The organism is Paracoccus sp. (in: a-proteobacteria) (assembly GCF_035556475.1).
GTDB lineage: Bacteria > Pseudomonadota > Alphaproteobacteria > Rhodobacterales > Rhodobacteraceae > Paracoccus.
On sequence record NZ_DATMFA010000029.1, the window covers coordinates 1 to 22,668 of the forward strand.

At 64.7% G+C, this 22,668-nt stretch carries 18 protein-coding genes; 6 read left to right on the forward strand and 12 right to left on the reverse strand.

Annotated features, from left to right (window positions below; translation table 11 throughout):
• The coding region (locus tag VNQ78_RS03865; RefSeq protein WP_325686779.1) for an ABC transporter ATP-binding protein at nucleotides 1-717 on the reverse strand (717 nt) is incomplete at its 3' end.
• A gap of 76 nt (nucleotides 718-793) precedes the next feature.
• Nucleotides 794-2,425, reverse strand: coding sequence for an ABC transporter substrate-binding protein (locus VNQ78_RS03870; protein WP_325686783.1), 1,632 nt, complete (start codon nucleotides 2,423-2,425; stop codon nucleotides 794-796).
• A gap of 225 nt (nucleotides 2,426-2,650) precedes the next feature.
• Here VNQ78_RS03870 and VNQ78_RS03875 point away from each other — a divergent pair, with 225 nt between their 5' ends.
• The 3 genes from VNQ78_RS03875 to VNQ78_RS03885 are packed head-to-tail and all read left to right on the forward strand — an operon-like array spanning nucleotide 2,651 to nucleotide 7,990.
• Nucleotides 2,651-3,244: a hypothetical protein gene (locus VNQ78_RS03875; protein WP_325686785.1), complete on the forward strand. Its 594-nt coding sequence runs from the start codon at nucleotides 2,651-2,653 to the stop codon at nucleotides 3,242-3,244.
• The gene (locus tag VNQ78_RS03880; RefSeq protein ID WP_325686787.1) at nucleotides 3,159-4,637 is read left to right on the forward strand and encodes a DNA polymerase Y family protein; all 1,479 of its coding nucleotides are present in this window, start codon (nucleotides 3,159-3,161) and stop codon (nucleotides 4,635-4,637) included. Before VNQ78_RS03875 ends, VNQ78_RS03880 begins: the two co-directional genes overlap by 86 nt.
• Nucleotides 4,634-7,990 carry an error-prone DNA polymerase gene (locus VNQ78_RS03885; protein WP_325686789.1) on the forward strand — a complete coding sequence of 1,119 codons (3,357 nt, stop codon included), beginning with the start codon at nucleotides 4,634-4,636 and terminating at the stop codon, nucleotides 7,988-7,990. The genes VNQ78_RS03880 and VNQ78_RS03885 overlap by 4 nt, the downstream gene beginning before the upstream one ends.
• A gap of 80 nt (nucleotides 7,991-8,070) precedes the next feature.
• Here the strand turns inward: VNQ78_RS03885 and VNQ78_RS03890 are convergent, their stop codons facing one another.
• Complete coding sequence (locus tag VNQ78_RS03890) at nucleotides 8,071-9,015, reverse strand: Hint domain-containing protein (protein ID WP_325686791.1); 945 nt, start codon at nucleotides 9,013-9,015, stop codon at nucleotides 8,071-8,073.
• Nucleotides 9,016-9,589: 574 nt separating this feature from the next.
• On the opposite strand from VNQ78_RS03890, the gene VNQ78_RS03895 reads away from it, so the two are divergent.
• The 3 genes from VNQ78_RS03895 to VNQ78_RS03905 all read left to right on the forward strand — a co-directional run bounded on the left by VNQ78_RS03895 (nucleotide 9,590) and on the right by VNQ78_RS03905 (nucleotide 12,972).
• Nucleotides 9,590-11,224: a glucan biosynthesis protein D gene (locus VNQ78_RS03895; protein ID WP_325686793.1), complete on the forward strand. Its 1,635-nt coding sequence runs from the start codon at nucleotides 9,590-9,592 to the stop codon at nucleotides 11,222-11,224.
• Nucleotides 11,225-11,362: 138 nt separating this feature from the next.
• Entirely contained in the window at nucleotides 11,363-12,052 is a 690-nt protein-coding gene (locus VNQ78_RS03900) for a GntR family transcriptional regulator (RefSeq protein ID WP_325686795.1), read from the forward strand.
• Between the two features lie 5 nt (nucleotides 12,053-12,057).
• Entirely contained in the window at nucleotides 12,058-12,972 is a 915-nt protein-coding gene (locus tag VNQ78_RS03905) for a dihydrodipicolinate synthase family protein (RefSeq protein WP_325686797.1), read from the forward strand.
• Between the two features lie 53 nt (nucleotides 12,973-13,025).
• Here the strand turns inward: VNQ78_RS03905 and VNQ78_RS03910 are convergent, their stop codons facing one another.
• The 9 genes from VNQ78_RS03910 to VNQ78_RS03950 all read right to left on the reverse strand — a co-directional run.
• Nucleotides 13,026-13,760, reverse strand: a complete 735-nt coding sequence (locus tag VNQ78_RS03910) for an SDR family oxidoreductase (RefSeq protein WP_325686799.1) — start codon at nucleotides 13,758-13,760, stop codon at nucleotides 13,026-13,028.
• An 11-nt stretch (nucleotides 13,761-13,771) separates the two neighbouring features.
• Complete coding sequence (locus tag VNQ78_RS03915; protein WP_325686801.1) at nucleotides 13,772-14,722, reverse strand: 2-hydroxyacid dehydrogenase; 951 nt, start codon at nucleotides 14,720-14,722, stop codon at nucleotides 13,772-13,774.
• Nucleotides 14,719-16,350, reverse strand: coding sequence for an ABC transporter ATP-binding protein (locus VNQ78_RS03920; protein ID WP_325686803.1), 1,632 nt, complete (start codon nucleotides 16,348-16,350; stop codon nucleotides 14,719-14,721). Before VNQ78_RS03920 ends, VNQ78_RS03915 begins: the two co-directional genes overlap by 4 nt.
• On the reverse strand, nucleotides 16,343-17,260 hold the full coding sequence (locus VNQ78_RS03925) for an ABC transporter permease (RefSeq protein WP_325686805.1): 918 nt from the start codon (nucleotides 17,258-17,260) through the stop codon (nucleotides 16,343-16,345). The genes VNQ78_RS03920 and VNQ78_RS03925 overlap by 8 nt, the downstream gene beginning before the upstream one ends.
• A 10-nt stretch (nucleotides 17,261-17,270) precedes the next feature.
• The gene (locus VNQ78_RS03930; protein WP_325686807.1) at nucleotides 17,271-18,185 is read right to left on the reverse strand and encodes an ABC transporter permease; all 915 of its coding nucleotides are present in this window, start codon (nucleotides 18,183-18,185) and stop codon (nucleotides 17,271-17,273) included.
• A gap of 77 nt (nucleotides 18,186-18,262) precedes the next feature.
• Entirely contained in the window at nucleotides 18,263-19,765 is a 1,503-nt protein-coding gene (locus VNQ78_RS03935; protein ID WP_325686809.1) for an ABC transporter substrate-binding protein, read from the reverse strand.
• A gap of 90 nt (nucleotides 19,766-19,855) precedes the next feature.
• On the reverse strand, nucleotides 19,856-20,758 hold the full coding sequence (locus tag VNQ78_RS03940; RefSeq protein ID WP_325686811.1) for a DMT family transporter: 903 nt from the start codon (nucleotides 20,756-20,758) through the stop codon (nucleotides 19,856-19,858).
• A 143-nt stretch (nucleotides 20,759-20,901) separates the two neighbouring features.
• The gene (locus VNQ78_RS03945; protein ID WP_325686813.1) at nucleotides 20,902-21,975 is read right to left on the reverse strand and encodes an Ldh family oxidoreductase; all 1,074 of its coding nucleotides are present in this window, start codon (nucleotides 21,973-21,975) and stop codon (nucleotides 20,902-20,904) included.
• A 48-nt stretch (nucleotides 21,976-22,023) separates the two neighbouring features.
• The coding region (locus VNQ78_RS03950) for a ribonuclease activity regulator RraA (protein WP_325686815.1) at nucleotides 22,024-22,668 on the reverse strand (645 nt) is incomplete at its 5' end.

Sequence of the window (22,668 nt, forward strand, 5' to 3'; positions counted from 1 at the left end):
CGCGCTGAAAAGGGTCGCGATGTCGCCCTCTTCGACGATGCGCCCGGCATACATCACCGCCGTCCGGTCGCAGACCGCCGAGACCGCGCCAAGGTCGTGGCTGATAAAGACCATCGCCATGCCCGTCTCGCGGCGAAGCCCCGAGAGAAGATCGAGGATCTGCGCCTGAATCGTCGCATCAAGCGCCGTCGTCGGCTCATCCGCGATCAGCAGGTCAGGCGCTCCGGCAAGGGCCATGGCGATCATCACGCGCTGGCATTGCCCGCCCGAGAACTCATGCGGGTAAAGGTCGATCCGGGTCCGAGCCGATGGGATGCCGACCATGTCCAGAAGCCGCACCGCCTCGGCCCTTGCGGCGCTGCCACGCAAGCCGCGATGCAGCCGCAGGCTTTCGCCGATCTGGCGACCGATGCGGTGGACGGGGTTGAGCGAGGAGGACGGATCCTGAAAGATCATCGCGATCCGGGCACCCCGCACAGCCTCGACCGAGGCGCGGGGTGCGCCGATCAGCTCCTGCCGCTCCAGCATGACCGAGCCGGTGACGCGCGCCTTGCCGGGCAGAAGCCCCAGCGCCGCGAGCCATGTGACGGACTTGCCGCAGCCGCTTTCGCCGACAAGGCCGACCGCCTCGCCCCGCCCGATCCGCAGGTTGATGCCGTGCAGGACCGGGACGCCGTCGAATGCGACCCTCAGATCCCTGATGGAGACGAACGTCATCGCGCCGCCCTCCTGTCTTGCTGGGTAGGAAAGGAAAACGGGGCGGACCATGCGGACCCGCCCTGCCTGTCGATGCTCAGACGTTCCAGTTCGCGGCGCGGAAATCCATCGCGAAGGCGGGCGCGGCCTTCCAGTTCAGTTCGGACTTCATCCCGGTGAACACGGCGTTCTGGTGCAGGACGGTATAGGCCGGATCCTCGCGCTCGCAGATCTCCAGAAGGCGCGTGATCGCCTTCTTGCGGTCGCCGTGGTTGGTCGAGGTTTCCATGACCATCGAAAGCTGGTTCACCTCGTCGTTCCAGAAGTCGCGCTTCTGCTGAGCCTCGCCATTCGGGCCGAACTGCACGACGAGGGGCGTGATCGGGTCGTTGATATTGTTCGAGGCCGACCAGTCGCGCACGCCCTTGACGCCCGCCGGGTCGTGGATCTGGCCCCAGTTCTCCTTCATCTCGATCTCGACGTTCAGGCCGACCTGCTTCCACATCTCGACCAGGATCTGCGCGGTGGGCGTCTGGTTGGTGTAGTAGTTGTTGAGCAGGCGATAGGGGATCGCGTCGCCCTTGTAGCCGGCCTGCTTCAGAAGGTCGCGGGCGAGGTCGGGATTGTATTCCGGCACCGACCAGCCCTCGACGAACATGTCCGAGGTCTTGAAGCTGTCGAATTGCAGCCCGGCCGGAATAGCGGTCTGACCGCCCCAGAGCGCCTCGACAATCGCCTGACGGTCGATCGAATGGGTGAAGGCGCGGCGCACCAGCGGATCGGCAAGGAACTCGTTTTGCTTGTTGAAGACGGTGACGCGGTGGTTCCAGATGGTCGAGGACTGCACCTCAAGCCCCGGCGCGCCCTGAATCGTCGCGATCTGGTCGGGCGGCAGGTCGCAGGCAAAGTCGTATTCGCCCGACAGAAGGCCGTTCACCCGGCTCGCGACCTCGGGCACCTCGACAAAGCGGATGCGGGCCAGCGGCGGGCGGCCACCCCAATAGTCGTCGAAGGCAACCAGCGTCAGCGAGACGTCGGGGCGGAACTCCTCGACCCGATAGGGACCGGTGGTCACAGGCTTTGCCGCCCATTCGGCATAGGTCGCGGCCTCGTCCCAGGCGCGCTTGCTGGCGATCTGCGAGCCAAAAGCATAGAGGCGGCCCTCAAGCGTCACATCGGGCGTCGCGTTGTGGAAGCGCACCGTATACTTGTCGATGGCCTCGACACCCCGCAGCGCGGGCCAGAGGCGGCGGGCGATGCCGGGGATGTTCGCCGGCAGTTCCTTCGCGGATTGCGGCCTGAAGTTTTCCTCGTAAAGCGTCTTGCCGCCCGCAGGCTCGGTCCCGGCAAACAGCCGCTCGTCCGAGAAAGAGAAGACCACATCATCGGCGGTCAGCTCGTCGCCATTGTGGAAGCGCACGCCCTCGCGCAGCTTCAGCTCGATCGTCTTGTCGTCGAGGCGCCGCCATTCGGTGGCAAGGCCCGGCACCGGTCCTTGGTTGCCCATCCAGTCGCGCAGGATCAGGCCCTCCCACAGGTTCGGGAAGAACACGCGCTCGCCCACGTTCGACTGTTCGTTCCAGACGTCGAGCGTGTTGTTGTTGGTGATCTTCTGCACTGCGACGGTGATCTCGCGTCGCTGGCCCTGCGCCATCAGGCGGCGCGGCAGGATCAGCGAGCCGGCGGCGGCTCCGAACAGGCCAAGGCTTTGGCGGCGGTTGATGAGCATTGTTCCCTCTCGCTTACTGGGGCTTCATTGCATTGAAGTCGCGTGGCGTTTGCGCCCCGAATGTGGCGATGGGTTAAGGATAGGGTGACGTTTTTGCGAAGATCCGATGGAGCGATCGTCGCGGCGCTCCACGCAGCCTCCAGCGAAATCAGGGGTTTGCGGGGGCAGATGCAGCGCAGCTTGCCGTCATTTGAACCCGCGCGCGGCCGGGGCTAGATTGGCGCCATGTCAACCGATCCCCTGCCCAGCTATCCCCTGCGGACCGGCCGCGTCCACGAGGCCTGTGGCCCCGCCGCCCCCGCCTTTGCCGCCATGCTTGCCGCCTGCATTCCGGGCGAGGTGATGTGGGTGCAGGAGGGCTGGCAGGGCGAGGGGCTGCATCCGCGCGGGCTGAATGACTTCTTCGACCCGGCGCGCCTGCTTCTCGTCCGGGTCAGGGACCAGAACGAGGCCCTGGCCGTGGCCGAGGAGGCTTTGCGCGACGGGTCGGTGGCGCTGGTCGTCATGGAACTCAGCCGCCCGCTCAATCTGACCAAGGGGCGGCGGTTGCAACTTGCGGCGCAAGCCGGCGGGTCGACGGGACTTTGCCTCATTCCCGAGGGGATGGGCAGCAACGCGGCCGAGACGCGCTGGCATTGCACCCCGGTCCTCGACCCTGCCGCGGCGGGCGAAGACTCGACTCTCCAGCACTGGTCCCTTATCAAGAACAAATCAGGAACATTAGGCGCCTGGCATGTTCGATGGAATAAGACGACGCATCATCTCCATGTGGTTTCCCCGGCTGGCGAGCGACCGGGTTCTGCGGACATGCCCGGTTGACGGCCCCTTTGCCCTGACCCTGCACGAGGGGAATGCCAACCGGCTCTATTGCCTGAACCTCGCGGCCGAACGACAGGGATTGTCGCGGGGCATGTCCTATTCCGACGCCCGCGCCTTCTGCCCCGAACTGACCAGCCGGCCCGCGAACCCCGTGCAGGACCGGGCATTTCTGCATGCGCTGCGCCGCTGGGCCACGCGCTATTGTCCCTGGGTCGGGATCGAGGACGAGGACGGACTGGTCATGGACATCACCGGCTCGGCCCATCTGGTCGGCGGCGAGGCAGCGATGATGGCCGATCTGAGGGCAAGGCTCGGGCGGGCCGGGCTGACCGTCAGGCTGGGATTGGCCGATACGCGCGGGGCGGCATGGGCGCTGGCGCATTTCGCCGAAGGGGTGGCCCCGTCCGGCGAGCCGCTCGATGCCCTGCGGCCCCTGCCCGTCGCGGCGCTGCGGCTGGAGGAGCAGGTCAACATCTCCCTCCAGCGGCTGGGGCTGCGGACCATCGGCGATCTGGTGCGGACCCCGCGTCCGTCCCTTGCCCGGCGCTTTGGCGCGGATCTGCTGATGCGACTGGATCAGGCTTTGGGCCAGCAACCCGAGTCGGTGAAACCGCTATCCGATCCGCCCCATTACGGGGTCCGCCTGACCCTGCCCGAGCCGATCGGGCTGTGCGATGACGTGATGGCCGGCGCGGGACGATTGCTCGACCGGCTCTGCGAAAAGCTCACCACGCAGGAAACCGGGGCGCGGGTACTGCGGCTGACGCTGCGCCGGGTCGATCAGGACTGCCGCTCGGTCGATCTGCGGCTTGCCCGTCCGCTGCGCGATCCGGGCCGTATCCTGCCCCTCTTTGCACGCGGCGTAGCCGAGATCGATTCAGGTTTCGGCATCGACCAGCTGCGGCTGGAAGCGGTCGAGGTCGAGCCGCTGCCGATGCAGCAGGCCAGCCATGTCGTCTCGGATCAAAAGGAGCGGCTGGACGACCTGATCACCCGCATCGGCACCCGCATCGGGCTGGAGAACATCCGGCGCTTCCTGCCCGCCGACAGCCATATCCCCGAGCGCAGCTTTCATGTCGCCCCCGCCGCCGCCTCCGAGCCGGGGGGGAACTGGAACGGCCAGCGGCCGCGTCCCTTGCGCATCTTCCCGCCCGAGCCGATCGCCGGGACCGGCCCGCAGCCGCCCCGGAATTTCCGCTGGCGGCGGATGCCGCTTTCGGTCGCGCGCAGCACCGGGCCCGAGCGCATCGCCCCCGAATGGTGGCTGGAGGACGAAGCCTGGCAAAGCGGTCTGCGCGACTATTGGCATGTCGAGACGAGGCAGGGCCGCAGGCTGTGGTTGTTTCACACCCCGCAGACGCCCGGCTGGTTCGTGCAGGGGGAATTTGCATGAGCAGTCCCCGCAATCAGCCCGATGGCACGCAGTCCCCTGCCGAGGCGGAATATGCCGAACTTTGCGTCACCACCAATTTCACCTTCCTGACCGGGGCCTCGCATCCCGAGGAGATGATGGCGCGCGCGGCAAGGCTTGGGCTTCATGCCATCGCCATTACCGACCGCAACTCGCTTGCCGGGGTGGTCCGCGCCTATTCCGCGCTGAAGGAATTGCGCCGCGAGGCAGAGGAGGCGATCCAGATCCGCTCGCAGCATTGCGTCGATCCCAATACGCGGCAGGAGGTCGGCGACCTCCACCCGATCGAGCGGCCAGAGGCGCCGCGCCTGCCCCGGCTGATCATCGGCTGCCGGCTGGTCTTGCAGGACAGCCCCTTGCACTGGGTGGCGCTGCCACGCGACCGGGCGGCTTATCAGCGCCTGACGCGCCTGCTGACGCTGGGCAAGCGGCGCGCGAAGAAGGGTGAATGCACGCTTCTGCTGCAGGATCTTCTGGAGGGCTGCGCCGGGATGATCCTGATCGGCCTGCCCCAAGGCCCGCTCGACCAGACGGCCTCGCATCTGCGGCAGGTCCGGCGGCGTTTTCCCGGCCATGTCTTTCTGGGCGCCGCACCCCGCTATGACGGCTCGGATCAGGCCCATCTTGCCGCCTCGGCGCGGCTGGCGCTGGAATGTTCGACGCCAATGGTGGCAGTGGGTGACGTGCTGATGCACCGTGCCGACCGCCGGCAGCTTGCCGATGTGCTGACCTGCATGCGCGAGCACCTGACCATCGACCAGATCGGCACCCGCGCCCTGCCGAATGCCGAACGGCGGCTGAAGGGCGCGCAGGATATGGCCCGGCTGTTTCGCGACCACCCCGCCGCCCTGCGCCGCAGCGTCGAGGTCGCGGCGCGCTGTTCCTTCTGCCTCAGCGAACTCAGCTACGAATATCCCGACGAGTGTGCGGGCGAAGGGACGCCGCAGGAACGGCTGGAGCGACTGGTGCGCGAAGGATTGCAGCGCCGCTATTCCGACGGGGCGAGCGGAGAGGTGCAGGAGACGATGGAGAAGGAATTGGCGCTGGTCGCCGAGCTGCGCTATGCTCCTTATTTCCTGACCGTCTATGACATCATGCAATATGCCCGCAGCCGGGGCATCCTCTGCCAAGGGCGCGGGTCGGCGGCCAATTCGATCCTATGCTACCTGCTCGGCATCACCGATGTCCGCCCGGATCAGATCGTCATGGTCTTCGAACGCTTCGTGTCGAAACACCGTGGCGAGCCGCCCGATATCGACGTCGATTTCGAGCATGAGCGGCGCGAGGAGGTGATCCAGTGGATCTATGACAAATACGGCCGCCATCGCGCCGGGCTATGCGCGACGGTGATCCATTTCCGCAGCCGCGCCGCGATCCGCGAGGTGGGCAAGGTCATGGGTCTGTCGCAGGACGTGACGGCAAGCCTCTCGGGGCAGATCTGGGGTATCTCCTCCTCAGGGATCGAGCAGCAGCGCCTGCGCGAGTTGGGCCTTGATCCCGCCGACCGGCGACTGGCCCAGACCATCCGCCTGACCCGCGAGATCATGGGCTTTCCGCGGCATCTCTCGCAGCATGTCGGAGGCTTTGTGATCACACGCGGCCGGCTGGATGAGCTTTGCCCGATCGAGAATGCCGCGATGGAGGATCGCACCCTCATCGAATGGGACAAGGACGATATCGACGCGCTGAACATCATGAAGGTCGATGTGCTGGGGCTGGGGATGCTGAGTTGCATCCGCCGCAGCTTCGACCTGCTCGTCCGGCACCGGGGGGAGAGCTGGACCCTCCACAGCATCCCGCAGGAGGACAAGCCGACCTATCAGATGCTGCAACGGGCCGATGCCATCGGCGTCTTTCAGGTCGAGAGCCGGGCGCAGATGAACTTCCTGCCGCGCATGCTCCCCAAGACCTTCTATGATCTGGTGATCGAGGTCGCGATCGTCCGCCCCGGCCCGATCCAGGGCGGCATGGTCAAGCCCTATATCAAGCGGCGGCAGGGGCTGGAAAAGGCCGAACCCTTCGGCCCGGATCTGGAGGAAGTCACCAAGCGCACGCTGGGCGTGCCGCTGTTTCAGGAACAAGCCATGCGGATCGCCATGGTCGGGGCGGGTTTCTCGGCCGAGGAAGCCGATCACCTGCGCCGCTCGCTGGCCTCGTTCCGGCGGATGGGGACGATCGGCTCGTTCCGGGACAGGTTCATTCAGGGCATGCTGGCCAATAGCTACAGTCAGGAGGTGGCCGAGCGCTGCTTCAGCCAGATCGAGGGCTTTGCCGATTACGGCTTTCCCGAGAGCCACGCCGCGGCCTTCGCCATGCTGGTCTATGTCTCGGCTTGGCTGAAATGCCATCATCCGGCAATCTTCGCCTGCGCCCTGCTCAATTCCCAGCCGATGGGTTTCTACGCCCCCGCCCAGATCATCCGCGACGCGCGGGAACATCAGGTCGAGGTGCGGCCGGTCTGCGTCAATACCAGTGACTGGGACAATACGCTGGAACGCCGCGCGGACGGCGCGCTGGCCCTCCGTCTGGGTTTTCGTCAGGTGAAGGGCTTCCGCAAGGAGGATGCGGCCCTGATCGTCAGCCGACGTGGCAACGGTTATCGCGACCCCCAATCCCTGTGGCTGCGGGCCGGATTGGAGGCATCCGTGCTGCAATCACTGGCCGAGGCGGATGCCTTTGCCGATCTGGGACTGACGCGCCGCGATGCGCTGTGGCAGGTCCGGGCGTTGCGGGCGCAAGCCCCCCTGCCCCTTTTCAACGACCCGATCGACGGAGAGAGCATCACCGAACCCGCAGTCGAACTGCCCGCGATGCATCTGGGCGAGGAAGTGGTCGAGGATTACGTCTCGATGCGGATGACGCTTCGCGCCCATCCGATGGAGCTGCTGCGTCCGGTACTGCCGGGGCTGGTCCCGAATGACCGGCTTGCCGTCGCACCGCTGAAACCGACCAGCGTTTGCGGCCTCGTCATCACCCGCCAGCGGCCGGGGACGGCATCGGGGGTGATTTTCCTGACGCTCGAGGACGAAACCGGGGTCGCCAATGTGGTGGTCTGGCCCGCCATCTATCAACGCTTCCGCCGGGCCGTGATGGGCGGACGGCTTCTGCGCGTGACCGGCCCCCTGCAGCGCGAGGGCATCGTCGTCCATCTGATCGCGCAGAAGATCGAGGACATGTCGCATCTGCTGACGGAACTGGGCCACCCGCTGGAAGGGGCTGTCGGCATCACCCGGCCCGAGGCCGATGACGCGCCGCGCCCGCCACGCCATCGCCCAGCCGCCCAACATCCGCGCGAGCAGGCCAAGAGGCTTTTCCCGAGCCGGGATTTCCATTGATCCATGTCCGGCAAAGCGTGTCCGTGCTTGCCTTCACGCGAACCGGCAGAAGGGGACGCGTCGCAGCGCGCCCCCTCATTTCATGCCAGATGCTCCATGACGACCGGCCGGTGGTTCTGCGCCAGGCGAACCGCCAGCTTGCGGGATTGGCGACCCGAAAGAAGCGGCCGCGCGGCAACCGGGACATGCGCCGCGTCGCGCAATTCCGGGAACAGTGTGTAGATTTCCTCGACCGCGGCGCGACCTACGGATTTCAAGGCCTGCGGCCCGGGATAGAGCGACTCGGTCGCAGCGCCGTTCGAATAGACGACCTCATGCTGGTCGAAGAGCATGTGGAAATACTCGACCTCTGGCAGGTCGTGGGCAATGTCGATGCCATCGATCTGCAAAAGCTGCTTCGCGGCCGCCAGAACCTCGGTCGTGCCGAACATCCGCATCGCCACCTTCGAGCGCACGAGGATCCGATGCTGCGGCGAGACCAGCAGATCGGCGGCGGGCGTATTGGCGCCCAAGGCCCCGGCCCGAATGCGGATAGGCCGCAATTTTTCGTCCGCGGCCAGCGCCCCGGCATCGAGGCGACGCGCGCCGATCCACCGGATCGCCTGCGGACCACGATCCTGGGTCAGAACCAGATCCCCCACGCACAGATCCTCGATGGCGACCTCGCCACCGGGCGTCCTGATCATCACGCCGCGGGTGAAGCAGGGAAATAGGCTGTTCGCTGGGTCGAAGGACTGGTGATCGGCATCCTCGACCCCCTGCCAGACGGGCGTGAGAGGTGTGTTCTCGGGCGGCCATTCCCCCTGGAACGTATAGGCGACGACATTGCCATCCGCACTCAGCGCAACCAGGCGATATTCCTTGAGGACACCGTCAACCTCGGCCGTGACGGTGATCTGGAACTCGCTCTCGCCGACGGTGCCTGCGGGAAACGTGTCGAGTTGATAGACCAGTTGCTGGGTATTTTCCCCCGCATCATAGTCATTCAGGATGCTGCCGTCCGCATCCGTATCATTAATAGTCACCTGCTGCGCAAGCTCGCGGCTATAGGTGAACGTTCCGGTCGCATTCGCCCATGATGAACCATCATTCGGTATATATGCGTCATTGAACGGTTGATAGGAACCGGACGCGCTCGTGAATGACCATGCAGGAAGAATGTAAAAAGAGTATATAGCCATATTAAAATCCACCATACCATTTATATCAGACGCCTCAACAGCAAGACGTCGCAAGTACCAATGGAGATATTGCCCAAGATCGTCGAGTTGCCCCCGAACTGTGAAATCGAACAAATCCGACCACCTCACCTGGTCGAATATACAACGACCGGGTGTATTCTCTTCATATCCGCGATGCGCGAACCTGCCAATCCTCGACGACATGTCGTTTTGGACAGGTCGATTTGGCATCCGGTTCGCGGGCGATCCACGCCCTTGCGAGATGCCGCGGCAGTGGCCGAAGTGGCGAGAGTTCGCGCCGAAAGGGCGAACAGAAGCAAGGGCCTTGCCATAGATAGGCAGACTAACATAGCGATGTCTGGACGATGAAGGTTGCCTTTCCGGCACCATTTCTTGCAGACGAGACGGAGTTAATATCTTGCGCCTTCGTAGACCCGCCGCCCTCATTGCCGCAGCGTTGGCCGTTACGCTGAGCCAGGCGCTTCTGCCACCGAACACCGCCCTCGCTCAGGAGGGGACGGCGCCCTTCGCGGCCAGTTTCAGCGAGTCCCAGCCCTTCAGCTTCGACGACCTGGCCGGGCGGGCGCGACGCCTTGCGGCCGCCCCCTATGTCGCGCCGAAGGTCGAGCAGCCCGACGTTCTGGAAAAGATCGATTACGATGCCCATTGGCGGATCAGCTTCCGGCCCGACAGCACAGTCAAGGTGGGGGATGTTCCGGTCCAGTTCTTTCACCTCGGAACCTATTTCCGAAACCCGGTCAAAATCAGCACGGTCGAGAATGGAAAATCGCGCGAGATCGAATATGATGCGCGCTTCTTCGATATGCCGGCGGACAGCCCCGCCAAGGATCTGATCCGCGGCACCGGATTTTCCGGGTTCCGCCTGATGAATACGGATCTCAAGACCGATTGGATCAGCTTCCTCGGCGCGTCCTATTTCCGCACCTCCGGTCCCCACGGGCAATATGGAATGTCCGCGCGGGGACTTGCGATCAATTCCGGTATGACCGAGCCGGAGGAATTTCCGATATTCACCGAGTTCTTCATTGAAAAGCCCAAGGACGGCACCGCCGACATCACGATCTATGCGCTGATGGACAGCCCCTCGGTCGCCGGGGCCTACCGGATGGACATCACCAAGGGAACGCCGGGCGAAGGCCAGAAGATGGAGATCTCGACCAGGCTCTTCTTCCGCAACCCGGTCGAGCGTCTTGGGATCGCTCCCCTCACCTCGATGTACTGGTATTCCGAAACCAACCGCGTCCTTGGCTTTGACTGGCGCCCCGAGGTGCACGATGCCGACGGCCTGATGATGGTCATGGGCAATGGCGAGGCGATCTGGCGGCCGCTGATGAACCCGCCCCGCGTCGTCACCTCCAGCTTCGCGACCGAGAACCCGCAGGGCTTCGGCCTGATGCAGCGCGACCGCAGCTTCGAAAACTACGAGGATGACGGCGTTTTCTATGAGAAGCGCGCCTCGGTCTGGATCGCCCCAAAGGGCAACTGGGGTCATGGACAGATCCAGCTGGTCGAAATCCCGACCGATGACGAGATCTATGACAATATCGTCACCTTCTGGAATCCTGCCGAAAAGCCCAAGGCCGGGCAGGAACTCGACTTCGATTATACGATGACCTGGATGAATGACGCCCCCGTTCCGCAACCACTGGCACGGACGGTCGCCACTCGCATCGGGGCGGGTGGGGTTCCCGGCCTGCCGCGTCCGCGTGGTCATCTGAAGATCGCCCTCGATTTCGAGGGTGCGGGGATCGAGAAGCTTGGCCAGCAGGACGGTGTCGAGCCCGTGGTCAGCGTCCCCGAAGGTGTCGAGGTGGTGCAGGCCTATGCCCTGCCCGTGGTCGGGACAGGCCGCTGGAGGGTGATCTTCGACATCGCAGCGGAAGGTGTCGAGACCGCCGATATCCGCGCCTACCTTCAGCATGACGGGGTTCCCCTGACCGAAACCTGGCTGGGCCAGGTGCATCCGACGCAGTTCGATCGCGCAAGGCCGGACGCAGGCGCCCCGGCGACCGAAGCGAGCAGCAGCCAGTAACAGCCGAACGAATCACGATGATGATGAGGGCGCCGCGGCGCCCTCTTTTCATTCCCCTGACATCTATCTGCGGATGGACGTCCGCTGAAATGTGATATATCAAATTTCAGACTCAACGGTTCCAAAGCGGAAAAACTCATGCCCTCTGCCGAAACGGCGCTCGCGCCGCTTGATCCGCAGGCCCTTGCCGGGCTGCGCGAACATGTGCACCGGGCCTTGCGGCAGGCGATCCTTTCGGGGGGATACGCGCCGGGCGCGCGGCTGAACGAACGCAGCATCGCCGAGCAGCTTGGCGTCAGCACGACCCCGGTGAAGGAGGCGCTGCGTCTTCTGGAAGCAGACGGTCTGGTGCGCACCAAGCCGCGCAGCGGGGTCATCGTGAATTTCGACTACGCCTGGGCCGAGGAGATGATCCTTGCCCGCGCGGCGATTGAATCGACCATCGCGCGACTGGCCGCGCAGCGCATCACCGCCTCCGAAAAGCCTGTGCTTGAGGCCATTCTTGGCGACATGCGCCGCGCCACGCGCGACAGCGGGGCCGAGGAACTGGTGCGCCTGAACGAGGTCTTTCACAACCACATCCGTTCGGTCGCGCGCGCGAATTACCTGCGGCTTCTGAACGACCGGCAGGAAGTCTACGATTCCAACGCCCGCCGCGTCATCCATTCCAACCCCGCCGAGCGCGAGCGTGCCCTGACCGAGCATGACGCCATCGGCCGGGCGGTGATCGCACAGGACGCCAAGGCCGCCGAGGCCGCGATGAAGGCCCATGTCCTGCGTGCGGGCGAAACCTATCTCGATCTCGTTTTCCGCAAAGACAAGGACTGACAATCGTGACCAAGACCATCCAGTCGATCCGCCAGACCCTGACCGGCATTTCCGGCGTCCCGGTCACGCCCTATGACGCGACTGGCGCGATCAACGAGGCGCTGCTGGCGCAGATGATCGCGCGCCTCGCCAATGCGGGCATCCACAACCTGATGGCGGCCGGAAATACCGGCGAGTTCTTCTCGCTGACCATGGATGAGATCCGCCGCGTCCATGCCGTCACCGCCGAGGCGGCGGGCAGGTCGCTTGTCAGCGCGGCGGTCGGCCGCTCGCTGACCGAGGCCAAGGCACTGGCCCGCGATGCCATCGCGGCGGGTTGCGGCGCGATCATGGGCCATCACCCGATGGACCCTTTTGCCGGTCCCGAGGCACAGGTCGACTACTTCCTCGACCTGGCCGAGGCCTCGACGGTTCCGGTGATCGCTTATGTTCGCACCGACACTTTCCCGGTCGCCCAGTTCCGCCGTCTGGGCGCGCATGAGAATATTGCCGGCGTCAAATTCGCCTCGCCCAACCTGATGCTGCTAGCCGATGTGATCCGCCAGACCAGGGATCTGCCCGCAATCTGGGTCTGCGGCCTTGCCGAAGCCTGGGCCCCGGCCTTCTACGCCATCGGCGCGCAGGGCTTCACCTCGGGCTTCGTGAACGTCTTCCCCGAGATTTCGCTGGCCGTCCATGCCGCTCTGGTCCGTGGCGATTTCGCGCAGGCCCGCGAGATGATCGACCGCTTCGCCGGGTTCGAGGAGTTGCGCACCCATCATCGCAACGGCGCCAACGTCACCGTGGTCAAGGAGGCGCTGTCGATCCTTGGCTATCAGGTCGGCGCGGTCCGCCTGCCCGGCGTCCCTGCCCTCGCACCCACCGAACGCGCCGAGCTGGAGGAAATCATCGGCGCGCAGAGGACGGCGAAGGTCGCCTGACCCAAGGCGGACAAAAAGGACTAGGGCGGGTCGTGATAACCCGCCCCCGCGGTTCACCCCCGGCCGTAAAGCGGCATGGTGGTGGGCATGATCGTCGAGAACGGGACCATGATCTCGGCCGGCAGGTCCGCGAGCCCAGCGATATGGCGGGCGAGCATGGCCACATCCATGCGCGGCTCGATCGCGGTGGTGCCATTGGCCTGCGGCACGCCCTGGCTCATCCGGTCGGTGCGCGCGGTCGCGGCATTGCCGATATCCACCTGGCAGACCGAAATCCCGAAATCCCGGCAATCGAGGATCAGGCTTTTCGTCAGCCCGGTGATCCCGTGCTTCGACGCGGTATAGGCCACGCTATGCGGCCGCGGACCGTAGGCCGAGACTGAGCCATTGTTGATGATCCGCCCGCCTTGCGGCTCCTGCGCCTTCATCATCGCCACCGCCTCGCGGGCGCAGAGCAGCGGGCCGGTCAGGTTGACGGCGATGACTTCGGAAAGCGCCTCCGAGGTCAGGGTCTCGAACGGGACGGCGGGGGTATTCGTTCCCGCATTGTTGAAGAGCAGGTCGAGGCGGCCATATTCGGCCCTCGCGGCGGCAAAGAGGGCGGCGACCGATGCCGCATCGGACACGTCGGTCGGCACGACAAGGCCACGCCCGGCAAGACGCGCGGTCTCCTCGAGCCCCTCGCGGCGGCGACCGGCAAGGGCGATGTCCCAGCCGCGTCCCGCCAGTTCGACCGCGACGGCCCGCCCGATGCCGCTGCCGGCACCGGTGATGATGGCTAGAGGCATGATGGCTCCTTTCAGTTGACCGGCGTCAGCAGAGGTTGGCCCGCAAAATGCGCGGCGAGGTTGTCGACGACCAGTTGCGACATCTTGTCCCGCGTCTCGACCGTGCCGCTCGCGTGGTGCGGATAAAGGACCACATTCGAGAGCTTGCCAAAGCGCGGATCGGGGTTCGGCTCGTTCAGATAGACGTCAAGGCCCGCCGAGCCCAGCCGACCGCTTTCCAGCGCGTCGAGCAGTGCCGCCTCATCGACCACCGAACCGCGCGAGATATTGATGAAGCTGCCCTCCGGCCCCAGCGCCTCCAGCGCCTCGGCCGAGACGAGGTGCTGCGTCTCGGGTCCGCCCGAGGCCGCGGCGATCAGCACATCCGCCCAACCCGCCATCTGGGTCACGTCGCTGAAATAGCGATAGGCGATGCCGGGCTTTGGCGCGCGGCCGAAATAGCCGATCTCCATCCCCAGCGCCTCGCAGCGTTTCGCAATGGCGGCGCCGATCCGGCCAAGGCCGACGATGCCGACCTTGCGCCCCGAGGTGGTGCGGGTCAGCGGCAGCATCCCCTTGCGCCCCCAATCGCCCGAACGGACCCATGCGTCACCCGCGATCAGATTGCGCCGGACAGCCAGCATCAGCAGGATCGCGATATCGGCCACGTCATCGGTCAGCACGTCGGGCGTATGGGTGAAGCGGATGCCGCGACGGGTCATGGCGTCCACATCCAGCGTCTCGTAGCCCACCGAAGAGCAGGCCGCGATCTGGAGCTTGGGCAGGCGTGCGAGGAACGCCTCGTCCGCCGGAAAATGGCCATTGCTGACCATGGCCACGCAGGATTTCCCTGCCTCGTCGATCAGCGCCTCGCGCTCGGCCGTGTCGGTCAGCTTGTAGAGCGGAAAGACGTTGTAGGTATCCTCGAGGATCGCCAGCTTCTCGGGGCGGATCGGGGTGCAGACCAGCACATCTTGCTTCATGCGGGGATAAGTCCTTCTGACTTGCGGGCTTCGCGGCGGGCGGCCTGAACCTCGGGATCGGGGTCGAGGGATGCCGCCAGAAGCGCCTTGGTATAGGGCATTCGCGGTGCGTCGAAGATCTGGGCGACATGGCCCTCCTCGACGATCTCACCGGATTTCATCACGATCACGCGGTCGGCGAAATCGCGCACCACCGGCAGATCATGGGCGATGAACAGGTAGCTGAGGCCCAGATCGCGGCGCAGCCCGTCCAGCAACTCGATTACCTGCGCCTGAATGGAGACGTCGAGCGCCGACACCGCCTCGTCGCAGATGATCAGCTTCGGCTCCAGCGCGAGGGCACGGGCGATGGCGATGCGCTGTCGCTGCCCGCCCGAGAACTGGTGCGGATAACGCCGCGCCATGTCCGGCTGCAGGCCGACCTGAACCAGCAGTTCCGCAACCCGCTCTTTCCAGCGGGCTTTCGGCAGGATCGAGGGATGGACGACCCATGCCTCCGAGATGATCTGATAGACCGTCATGCGCGGATTAAGCGACTGGGTCGGATCCTGAAACACCATCTGGATGTCGCGGCGGATCGCGAAGAGCTCCTTCGGGGTCATCTGCAACAGATCGCGACCCTTCCAGACCACCTTGCCGCCGCTGGGTTCATCCAGACGCAGGATGGCGCGGGCCATGGTGGACTTGCCCGAGCCGGATTCACCGACGATCGCCACCGTCTCGCCCGGCATGATCGAGAAGCTAGCCCCCTTCAGCGCGTGGAAGGCGCCATAATGCTGCTGCAGGCGATCGACGCGCAGCAGGGGATCGCCGAGGCGGTCGTCCTCCTCGCGCGGCTCGCCCTTGCCGGGCGCCGCGTCGATCAGGCGTTTGGTATAGGGGTGCTTCGGGTTGCGATAGACCTCGGCCGCATCGCCGCTTTCGACGATCTCGCCCCGGTTCATCACCACGACCCTGTCCGCGATCTCGGCCACCACGCCAAGATCGTGGGTGATCAGCAAAAGCCCCATTCCCGTCTCGCGCTGCAACTCCTCAAGCAGCGCCAGAACCTGCGCCTGAACGGTCACATCCAGCGCGGTCGTCGGCTCGTCCGCGATCAGGATGTCAGGCTTCAGGGCCAGCGCCATCGCGATCATCAGGCGCTGCCGCTGTCCGCCCGAAAACTCGTGCGGATACTTCCCCATCGCGGCTTCCGGGTTCGGGATCCCCACGCGGCGCAGCAGTTCCAGCGTGCGGATCTTGGCCTCGTCGCCGGAGACGTCATGGACGGTCATCATCTCGCAGATCTGCCAGCCGACGGTATAGACCGGGTTCAGGTGGCTCAGCGGGTCCTGAAAGATCATCGCGATACGGCAGCCGTTCAACTCGCGGCGTTGCTCGTCGGTCATCTTCAGCAGGTCGCGCCCCTCGAACAGGACCTCGCCGGAGGTGATCTCGCCCGGAGGCATGTCGATCAGGTTCATGATCGTCGAAGCCGAGACGGATTTCCCCGAACCGGATTCGCCCAGAATGGCCAGCGTCTCGCCCCGGTCCAGATGCCAGCTGACATTCCTGACGGCGCTGACGGTTCCGGCGGCGGTGTGGAAATCGACCGAGAGGTTCCTGACCTCAAGCAGATGTTCAGCCATTCTTGCGGCCCCCCATTTCAAGGCGCCAGCGCTGCACCGGATCCAGCGCGATCCGCATCCATGCCGACAGAAGGTTCAGGGAAAGCGTGGTCAGGATAATCGCAAGGCCCGGCCAGAAGGACAGCCACCACGCATTCGTCAGATAGGGCCGGCCCTGGCTGACCATCAGGCCCCAGGTGATCTCGGGCGGCTGGATGCCGATGCCAAGGAAGGACAGCGAGCTTTCCGCCAGCATGACAAAGGCGAAATCCAGCGTCGCGATAGTGATCAGCGTCGGCATCACCACCGGCAGGATATGCCGAAAGACGATGCGACGATCCGACGTGCCCATGACGCGGGCGGCCGAGATGAACATGCGCTCGCGCACCTCCAGAACCTCGGCGCGGGTGGTGCGCAAATAGATCGGGATGCGGGTGATGGCGAGGACCAGCACGATATTCGCGACCGAAGGCTCAAGCATGTAGAGGACGATCACCGCCAGCAGCAGCGAGGGGAAGGACATGATCACGTCGCCAAGACGCATGATCGCCCCGCTCCAACGCGAGCGGGAATAGCCCGCGACCAGCCCGAGGGACGAGCCGATGATCATCGAGCAGACGACAGCGCCGGCGGCGACGGCCATGGTGTTTTGCGCCGCGACGATGATGCGCGGCAGAAGCGGACGGCCCAACTGGTCGGCGCCAAGGATATAGAGAAAGCCGCGCGACAGCTCGAACGGTGGCGCGTTGCGGCCGCGCAGGTTCTGGCGCGTCGCCTCGTCCGACAGCCAGATCGGGCCGAAGATCGCACAAAGCACAACCACCAGCAGAAACAGCGCGGCGAAGAAGGCGAACTTGTCGGCCCAGAGCAACCGGATGAAGGTTCCGAACCGGCCGCGCTCCTTGAAAGCGGTGGTGTTTGTTTGGCTCATGGTCATGGACTCAATACCGGATGCGCGGATCGAGCATCGCATAGGCGAGGTCGATCAGGAGGTTCATGATGAAGATGGCCACGGCCGAGACCATGATCGCAGCAAGGATCACCGCGAAATCGCGCTGCATGATCGCGTCGATCATCAACTTGCCGATGCCGGGAAAGCCAAAGATGGTTTCGACGACCACCGCCCCGTTCAGGATACCGGCGGCCTGATCTCCGATCACGGTGATGACCGGCAGCATGGCGTTCCTGAGCCCGTGGACAAAGATGATCGGGCGCGGCGGCACGCCCTTGGCCTTGGCGGTCTTCACATAGGCCGAACTCAACGCCGTGATCATTGAGCCGCGCACGACTTGCAGGATCAGGCCGAAGGGCCGGATGAACAGCACAGAAATCGGCAAAATCCAGTGCCAGACCGTCCCGGTGCCCGAGGTCGGCAGCCAGCGCAGATGCACCGCGAAGATCACGATGCCGACGATGGCGATCCAGAAATCCGGGGCCGATGCGCCGATCAGCGAGAAGAAGCTGGTGATCCGGTCAAAGACCCCTCCGACCTTGAAGGCGGCAAGCGAGCCGATGACGATGGCTGCGACCGTAACCAGCGTCATGGTGATCACGGCCAGCGTCAGGGTCCAGCGGAAGCCTTCCAGCACGACATCCATCGCAGGGCGGGCCTGCCGAATCGAGTCGCCGAAATCGAAATGCAGAAGATCCCAGACATAGCGCCCGAACTGCACGACCAGCGGATCGTTCAGCCCGTGCAACTCGCGGAACTTGTCGCGCATCTCCTGCGTGGCGTCGATCGGCAGGTAAAGATCGGTGGGGTCGCCCGTAAGGCGCGACAGGAAAAAGACGAGGATGACAAGGCCCACGAGTGAGATGGCACTCGCCATGGCCCGCTTGCCAATGAAGCTTTTCATGTTGGGTTCCTTGACCGGGGGCCGTACGGCCAGTCGTTAAGGAAAGGGGACGGTTCGCACCGCCCCCCGAAGTCATGTCACTTGAAGCCGATTTCCGACAGGCGCAGTTCGCTGTTCGTAGAGATGGTCGGCGTGAAGTCGAGGCGCGGGTTCACGCGGCTGAAGCCGACCATGTGGAACATCTCGACATCGCCGATCAGGTTCTCATGGATGTCCTTCATCACGTCCGACCAAAGCGCCGCGCGATCGTCGCCGCTGGCCTCGGTCGCCTTGGCGATCTTGGCGTCGAGTTCCGGGTAGACCAGACCCGATTGCAGCCCCTCGGTTCCATATTTGAAATACATCGAGAAGACCGGGTCTCCCTTGGCGTTGTCATGCTGGGCGGCGACGAGTTGCGGGCCACGGCCCTCGGCGAAGGGGCGGTTGTAGTAGGTGTTGTATTCCGCGACTTCCTTCATCTCGAGCTTGGTGTTCAGGCCCACGTCGTTCAGCATCTGCGACATGGCTTCGAGGATCTCGGTAATGTTCGGGAACATGCCCAGACGACCGACGATCAGGATCTGCTGATCGACCGGAACGCCATCGGCCTTCGCTTCGGCCAGCAGTTCCTTGGCGCGCTCGGGATCGAAGGGGTAAGGCGTCAGCTCCTTGTTGTAGCCCAGCGTGGTCGGCGGCACCACGGTGACCGCCTTCTCGGCATCCTTGGCGACCAGCGTGCCGATGAAGGCGTCGCGGTCGATCGCAAGGTTCATCGCCTCGCGCACGCGGCGATCGCTCAGCGGCGCGGTCGCGTGATCGGTGCGCAGATAGGTGGTTTCCGAGTTCGGATAGGAGAAATCGGTCTCGGGATTGGTCGCGTCCAGTTCACTGATGACCGGAGCGATATCGGCCTCGCCGACCTCGACCATGGCGGCGCGAACGGCGCTGTCATCGCGGAAGACATAGGTGGCCTTGGTCACGACCGGCTGCTCGCCCCAGTAATCGTCCCGGCGCGACAGCACGATGCTCTGGCCGATATTGCGCTCGGTCATGGCATAGGGGCCGGTGCCCACGGGCTGCTGGACCATTTCCAGCGGCGTCTCCTCGGGAACGATGGTCAGCGAGGACATCAGCAGCGGCAGGATCGGCTGGGCCGGGTCGGTGGTAATGTCGATGGTGAAATCGTCGACCTTGGTGGCGGTGATCTTGAAGCCGCCGAAATACTTGCCGCCGATCTCGCAGGTCATCTTGTCGCTGATGGTCCGCTCAAGCGAATGGATCACGTCCTGGGCCGAGAAATCGGTGCCGTCCGAGAATTTCACGCCCTGCCGCAGCTTGAAACGCCAGGTGCCGGGCTGCGTCTCCTCCCAGCTTTCGGCCAGCAGCGGCTTCAGGGTGGCCGTGGCGGGTTCATAGACGGTCAGCGTCTCGCTGACATTGCCCAGCAGAACCCGGCCGATATTCGACTGCGAGGACATGCAGGGGTCGATCAGCTCAAGCTCTTCGCTCAGCACGATTGTCACATCGGTCTTGTCCTGCGCATAGGCTGCGCCGGCCGTGATGGTGCTGGCCAGAAGGACGCCGATCAGGGTCGTTTTCATGGTTACTCCTCCCATGGGATCTTGTTTTTCGGGTCGGCGCCCTCCGTGGCGCTTGGAATCAACCCTCGTTTGATTGATATATTAGTTGAACTACAATCTTTGAGAACCCTGTTTCTTGCCTCCTTTCGAGAAAGCACCAAGCAGCACCGCAAGGACGATCGCGCCCGCGCCGATCCATGTCGCAGTCCCCGAGATCTCGCCGAAAAAGACGAACGCCATCAGGGCGATCACCGGAAGGCGCAGGAAGTCGAGCGGGGCGAGGAAGGAAGCATCGGCCAGCGAAAAGGCGCGCGTGACCAGCGCCTGACTGGCCGCCCCCAGCGCGCCTTGGATGGCCATGAGGCCAAGCGCCCGCGGGCTGGGTGTCTGCCATACCGTCAGCGCGAGAATCAGCGCGAGCGGCACCATCGCGATCAGGTTCCATGCGACCAGCCGGTCGGCCCGGTCATGGCCGGACATGCCCTTCAGGATCAACTGAATCGTCGCGGTCAGCACCGCCCCGACCAGTGCGAAAAGCAGCGCGCCATCGAAGCCTCCGGCCTCGGGCCGCAGGATGATGAGCATCCCCACAAACCCCATCACGACCGAGGCGACGCGGGCAAGGGTCAGCCCCTCGCCCAGAAACAGGCAGGCCCCGAGCAGCAGGAAAAGCGGCGTCGTGAAACTGATCGCGGTCACATCCGACAGCGGCGCATTGGCGAAGGCCACGAACAGCGCCAGCAACGAGGCGAGTTTCAGCCCCGCACGCAGGACATGCATCCAGCGATAGGGCGAGGCCATCAGATCGCCGCGACGCAAGATCCACGGCAGCAGGAAGATCAGCCCGAAACTGGCGCGGAAGAAGCCAATGACGAAAGGATGTACCTCACCCGCCAGCAGGCGGATGATGACCCCATCGCAGGCATTCAGCACCGTCGCGGCAAGCATCATGCCGGCGGCGGCCCAAAGCACGCGACGCCCACCGGAGAGGGGCAGGCTGTCGCTGGGGATCATGTCCGGGGTCCGTTCGACTTATATGACATGTTTAGACGTCCTCCCAAACGTATCACATATTTGCATGATGACTTTGGTGAGATCAAACCAAAATCTACCATACTGGTTGAATGACCTTACGCTGCTCGGGGCCTCGGCGGACCTCAGCCCAAGGCCATCGGTTCGGCGGGCAGATCCGGCAGGGCGAGACCCAACGCGCCTGCCCTTGCGGCAAGGACAGACCATGTGGCCTCGGCGACCGGCACGCCTGCCACCAACGCCTGCCTGCGATGGCGCGAGGCGGAATCCCCCGGCACGCGCACCGAGCCACGCGTCGCGGGACCGGGCGGATTGGTGCGGCAAGCCTCGGCCAGCCAGTCGGATTGCTCGCGGAAGGCGTCGATTCCCGCAAAGGCCTCGGGGTCGATCACCTGCAGAAAGACGCTTTGCGCCAGCGGACCGGGCGGGGTATTGGCGCGACCCTTGCCGGAAAGCCCCTGCCCCAGCATCTCGACCATCAGGCCAAGACCGTAACCCTTGTGCCCCTTCAATGCGCCGCCCAAAGGCAGCAGCGAGCCGCCGCGCTCGGTCACTTCGCAGGGATCGTCCGTCGGCTCGCCCGCGGCGGTCAGCGCCCATGCCTCGGGGAATTTCTCGCCGGCCTTGGCCAGCGTCTGCGTCATCGTCGTGGTCGTGATGGACGAGGACACATCGACCAGCACCGGATCGCCGGAAGTGGGGAAGCCCGCCGCAATCGGGTTCGGGGTCAGCAGCGGCTTCGTCCCGCCATAGGGCGCGACCCGCGATGCGGCCGGGTTCGAGCAGGAAATCTGCACGATCAGCCCCCGCTCGGTCATCTCGCGCATATAGGCCGAAAGCGCGCAGGTATGATGCGCATTGCGGATCGCGGCAGAGACGACACCATGATCCGCGACCCGCTCCGCCGCCTGCTGCAAGGCGCGGGTCAGCAGCCAGGCGCCCGGCAGCAACCGCCCATCCCAGACGAAGCTTGCCCCCTTGTCACGGACGGCCTCGTATTCGCCCGTCCCGCGCAGCGAGCCATCGGCCAGCGCGTCGAGATACCAGGGCAGCAGGCCGACACCATGGGTCTCGTGACCGATCATGTCGCCCTCGACCAGCACACGGGCGGTAATTTCGGCCTTGTCCTTCTCCATTCCGGCTGCGGCAAGCAAAGCTTGCCCAAAATCGGCCAGCTTCTTTTGCGGAATCTGGGGCATGGTTCCTCCTGGTTCGGCAAGGGGGCGGAGGGCCGCCCCCGTCAGGTCTCAGCGACCGTTGGCCTCGCGCCATTCGGCGAAAAGCTCGAGGTTCCGGTCATCCGTCGCCGGGTAAAGGCCGATGATCGTGGCCCCGCCCTTGACCCGCTCGGTCACGAAATCCTCATAGGCGGTCATCTCGACTGCCTCATCGGCGATCTCGTCGGCGATCTCGGCCGGGATGATGATGACGCTGTCATCGTCGCCCACCACGATATCTCCCGGAAAGACCGCGACATCGCCGCAGCCGATCGGCACGTTGATGTCGATGGCCTCGTGAAGCGTCAGGTTGGTCGGCGAGGACGCGCGGTGGTGATAGGCCGGGATCTCCAGCTCGCCAATGGTCATCGAGTCGCGGAAACCGCCATCGGTGACGACGCCCGCGCCGCCCCGCACCATCAGCCGGGTGATCAGGATGTCGCCGGCCGAGGCCGCGCGGGCATCCTTGCGGCTGTCCATGACCATGACGTGACCCTCGGGGCATTGCTCGATGGCGGCGCGCTGCGGGTGGTCGGGATTGCGGAAGACCGACATCGGGTTGCGGTCCTCGCGGGCTGGCATGTAGCGCAGGGTAAAGGCCGGGCCGACCATGTTCCGGCCCTTGCGCTGCACCGGGCGCACGTCCTGAATGGTCTGGTTGCGCAGCCCGCGCTT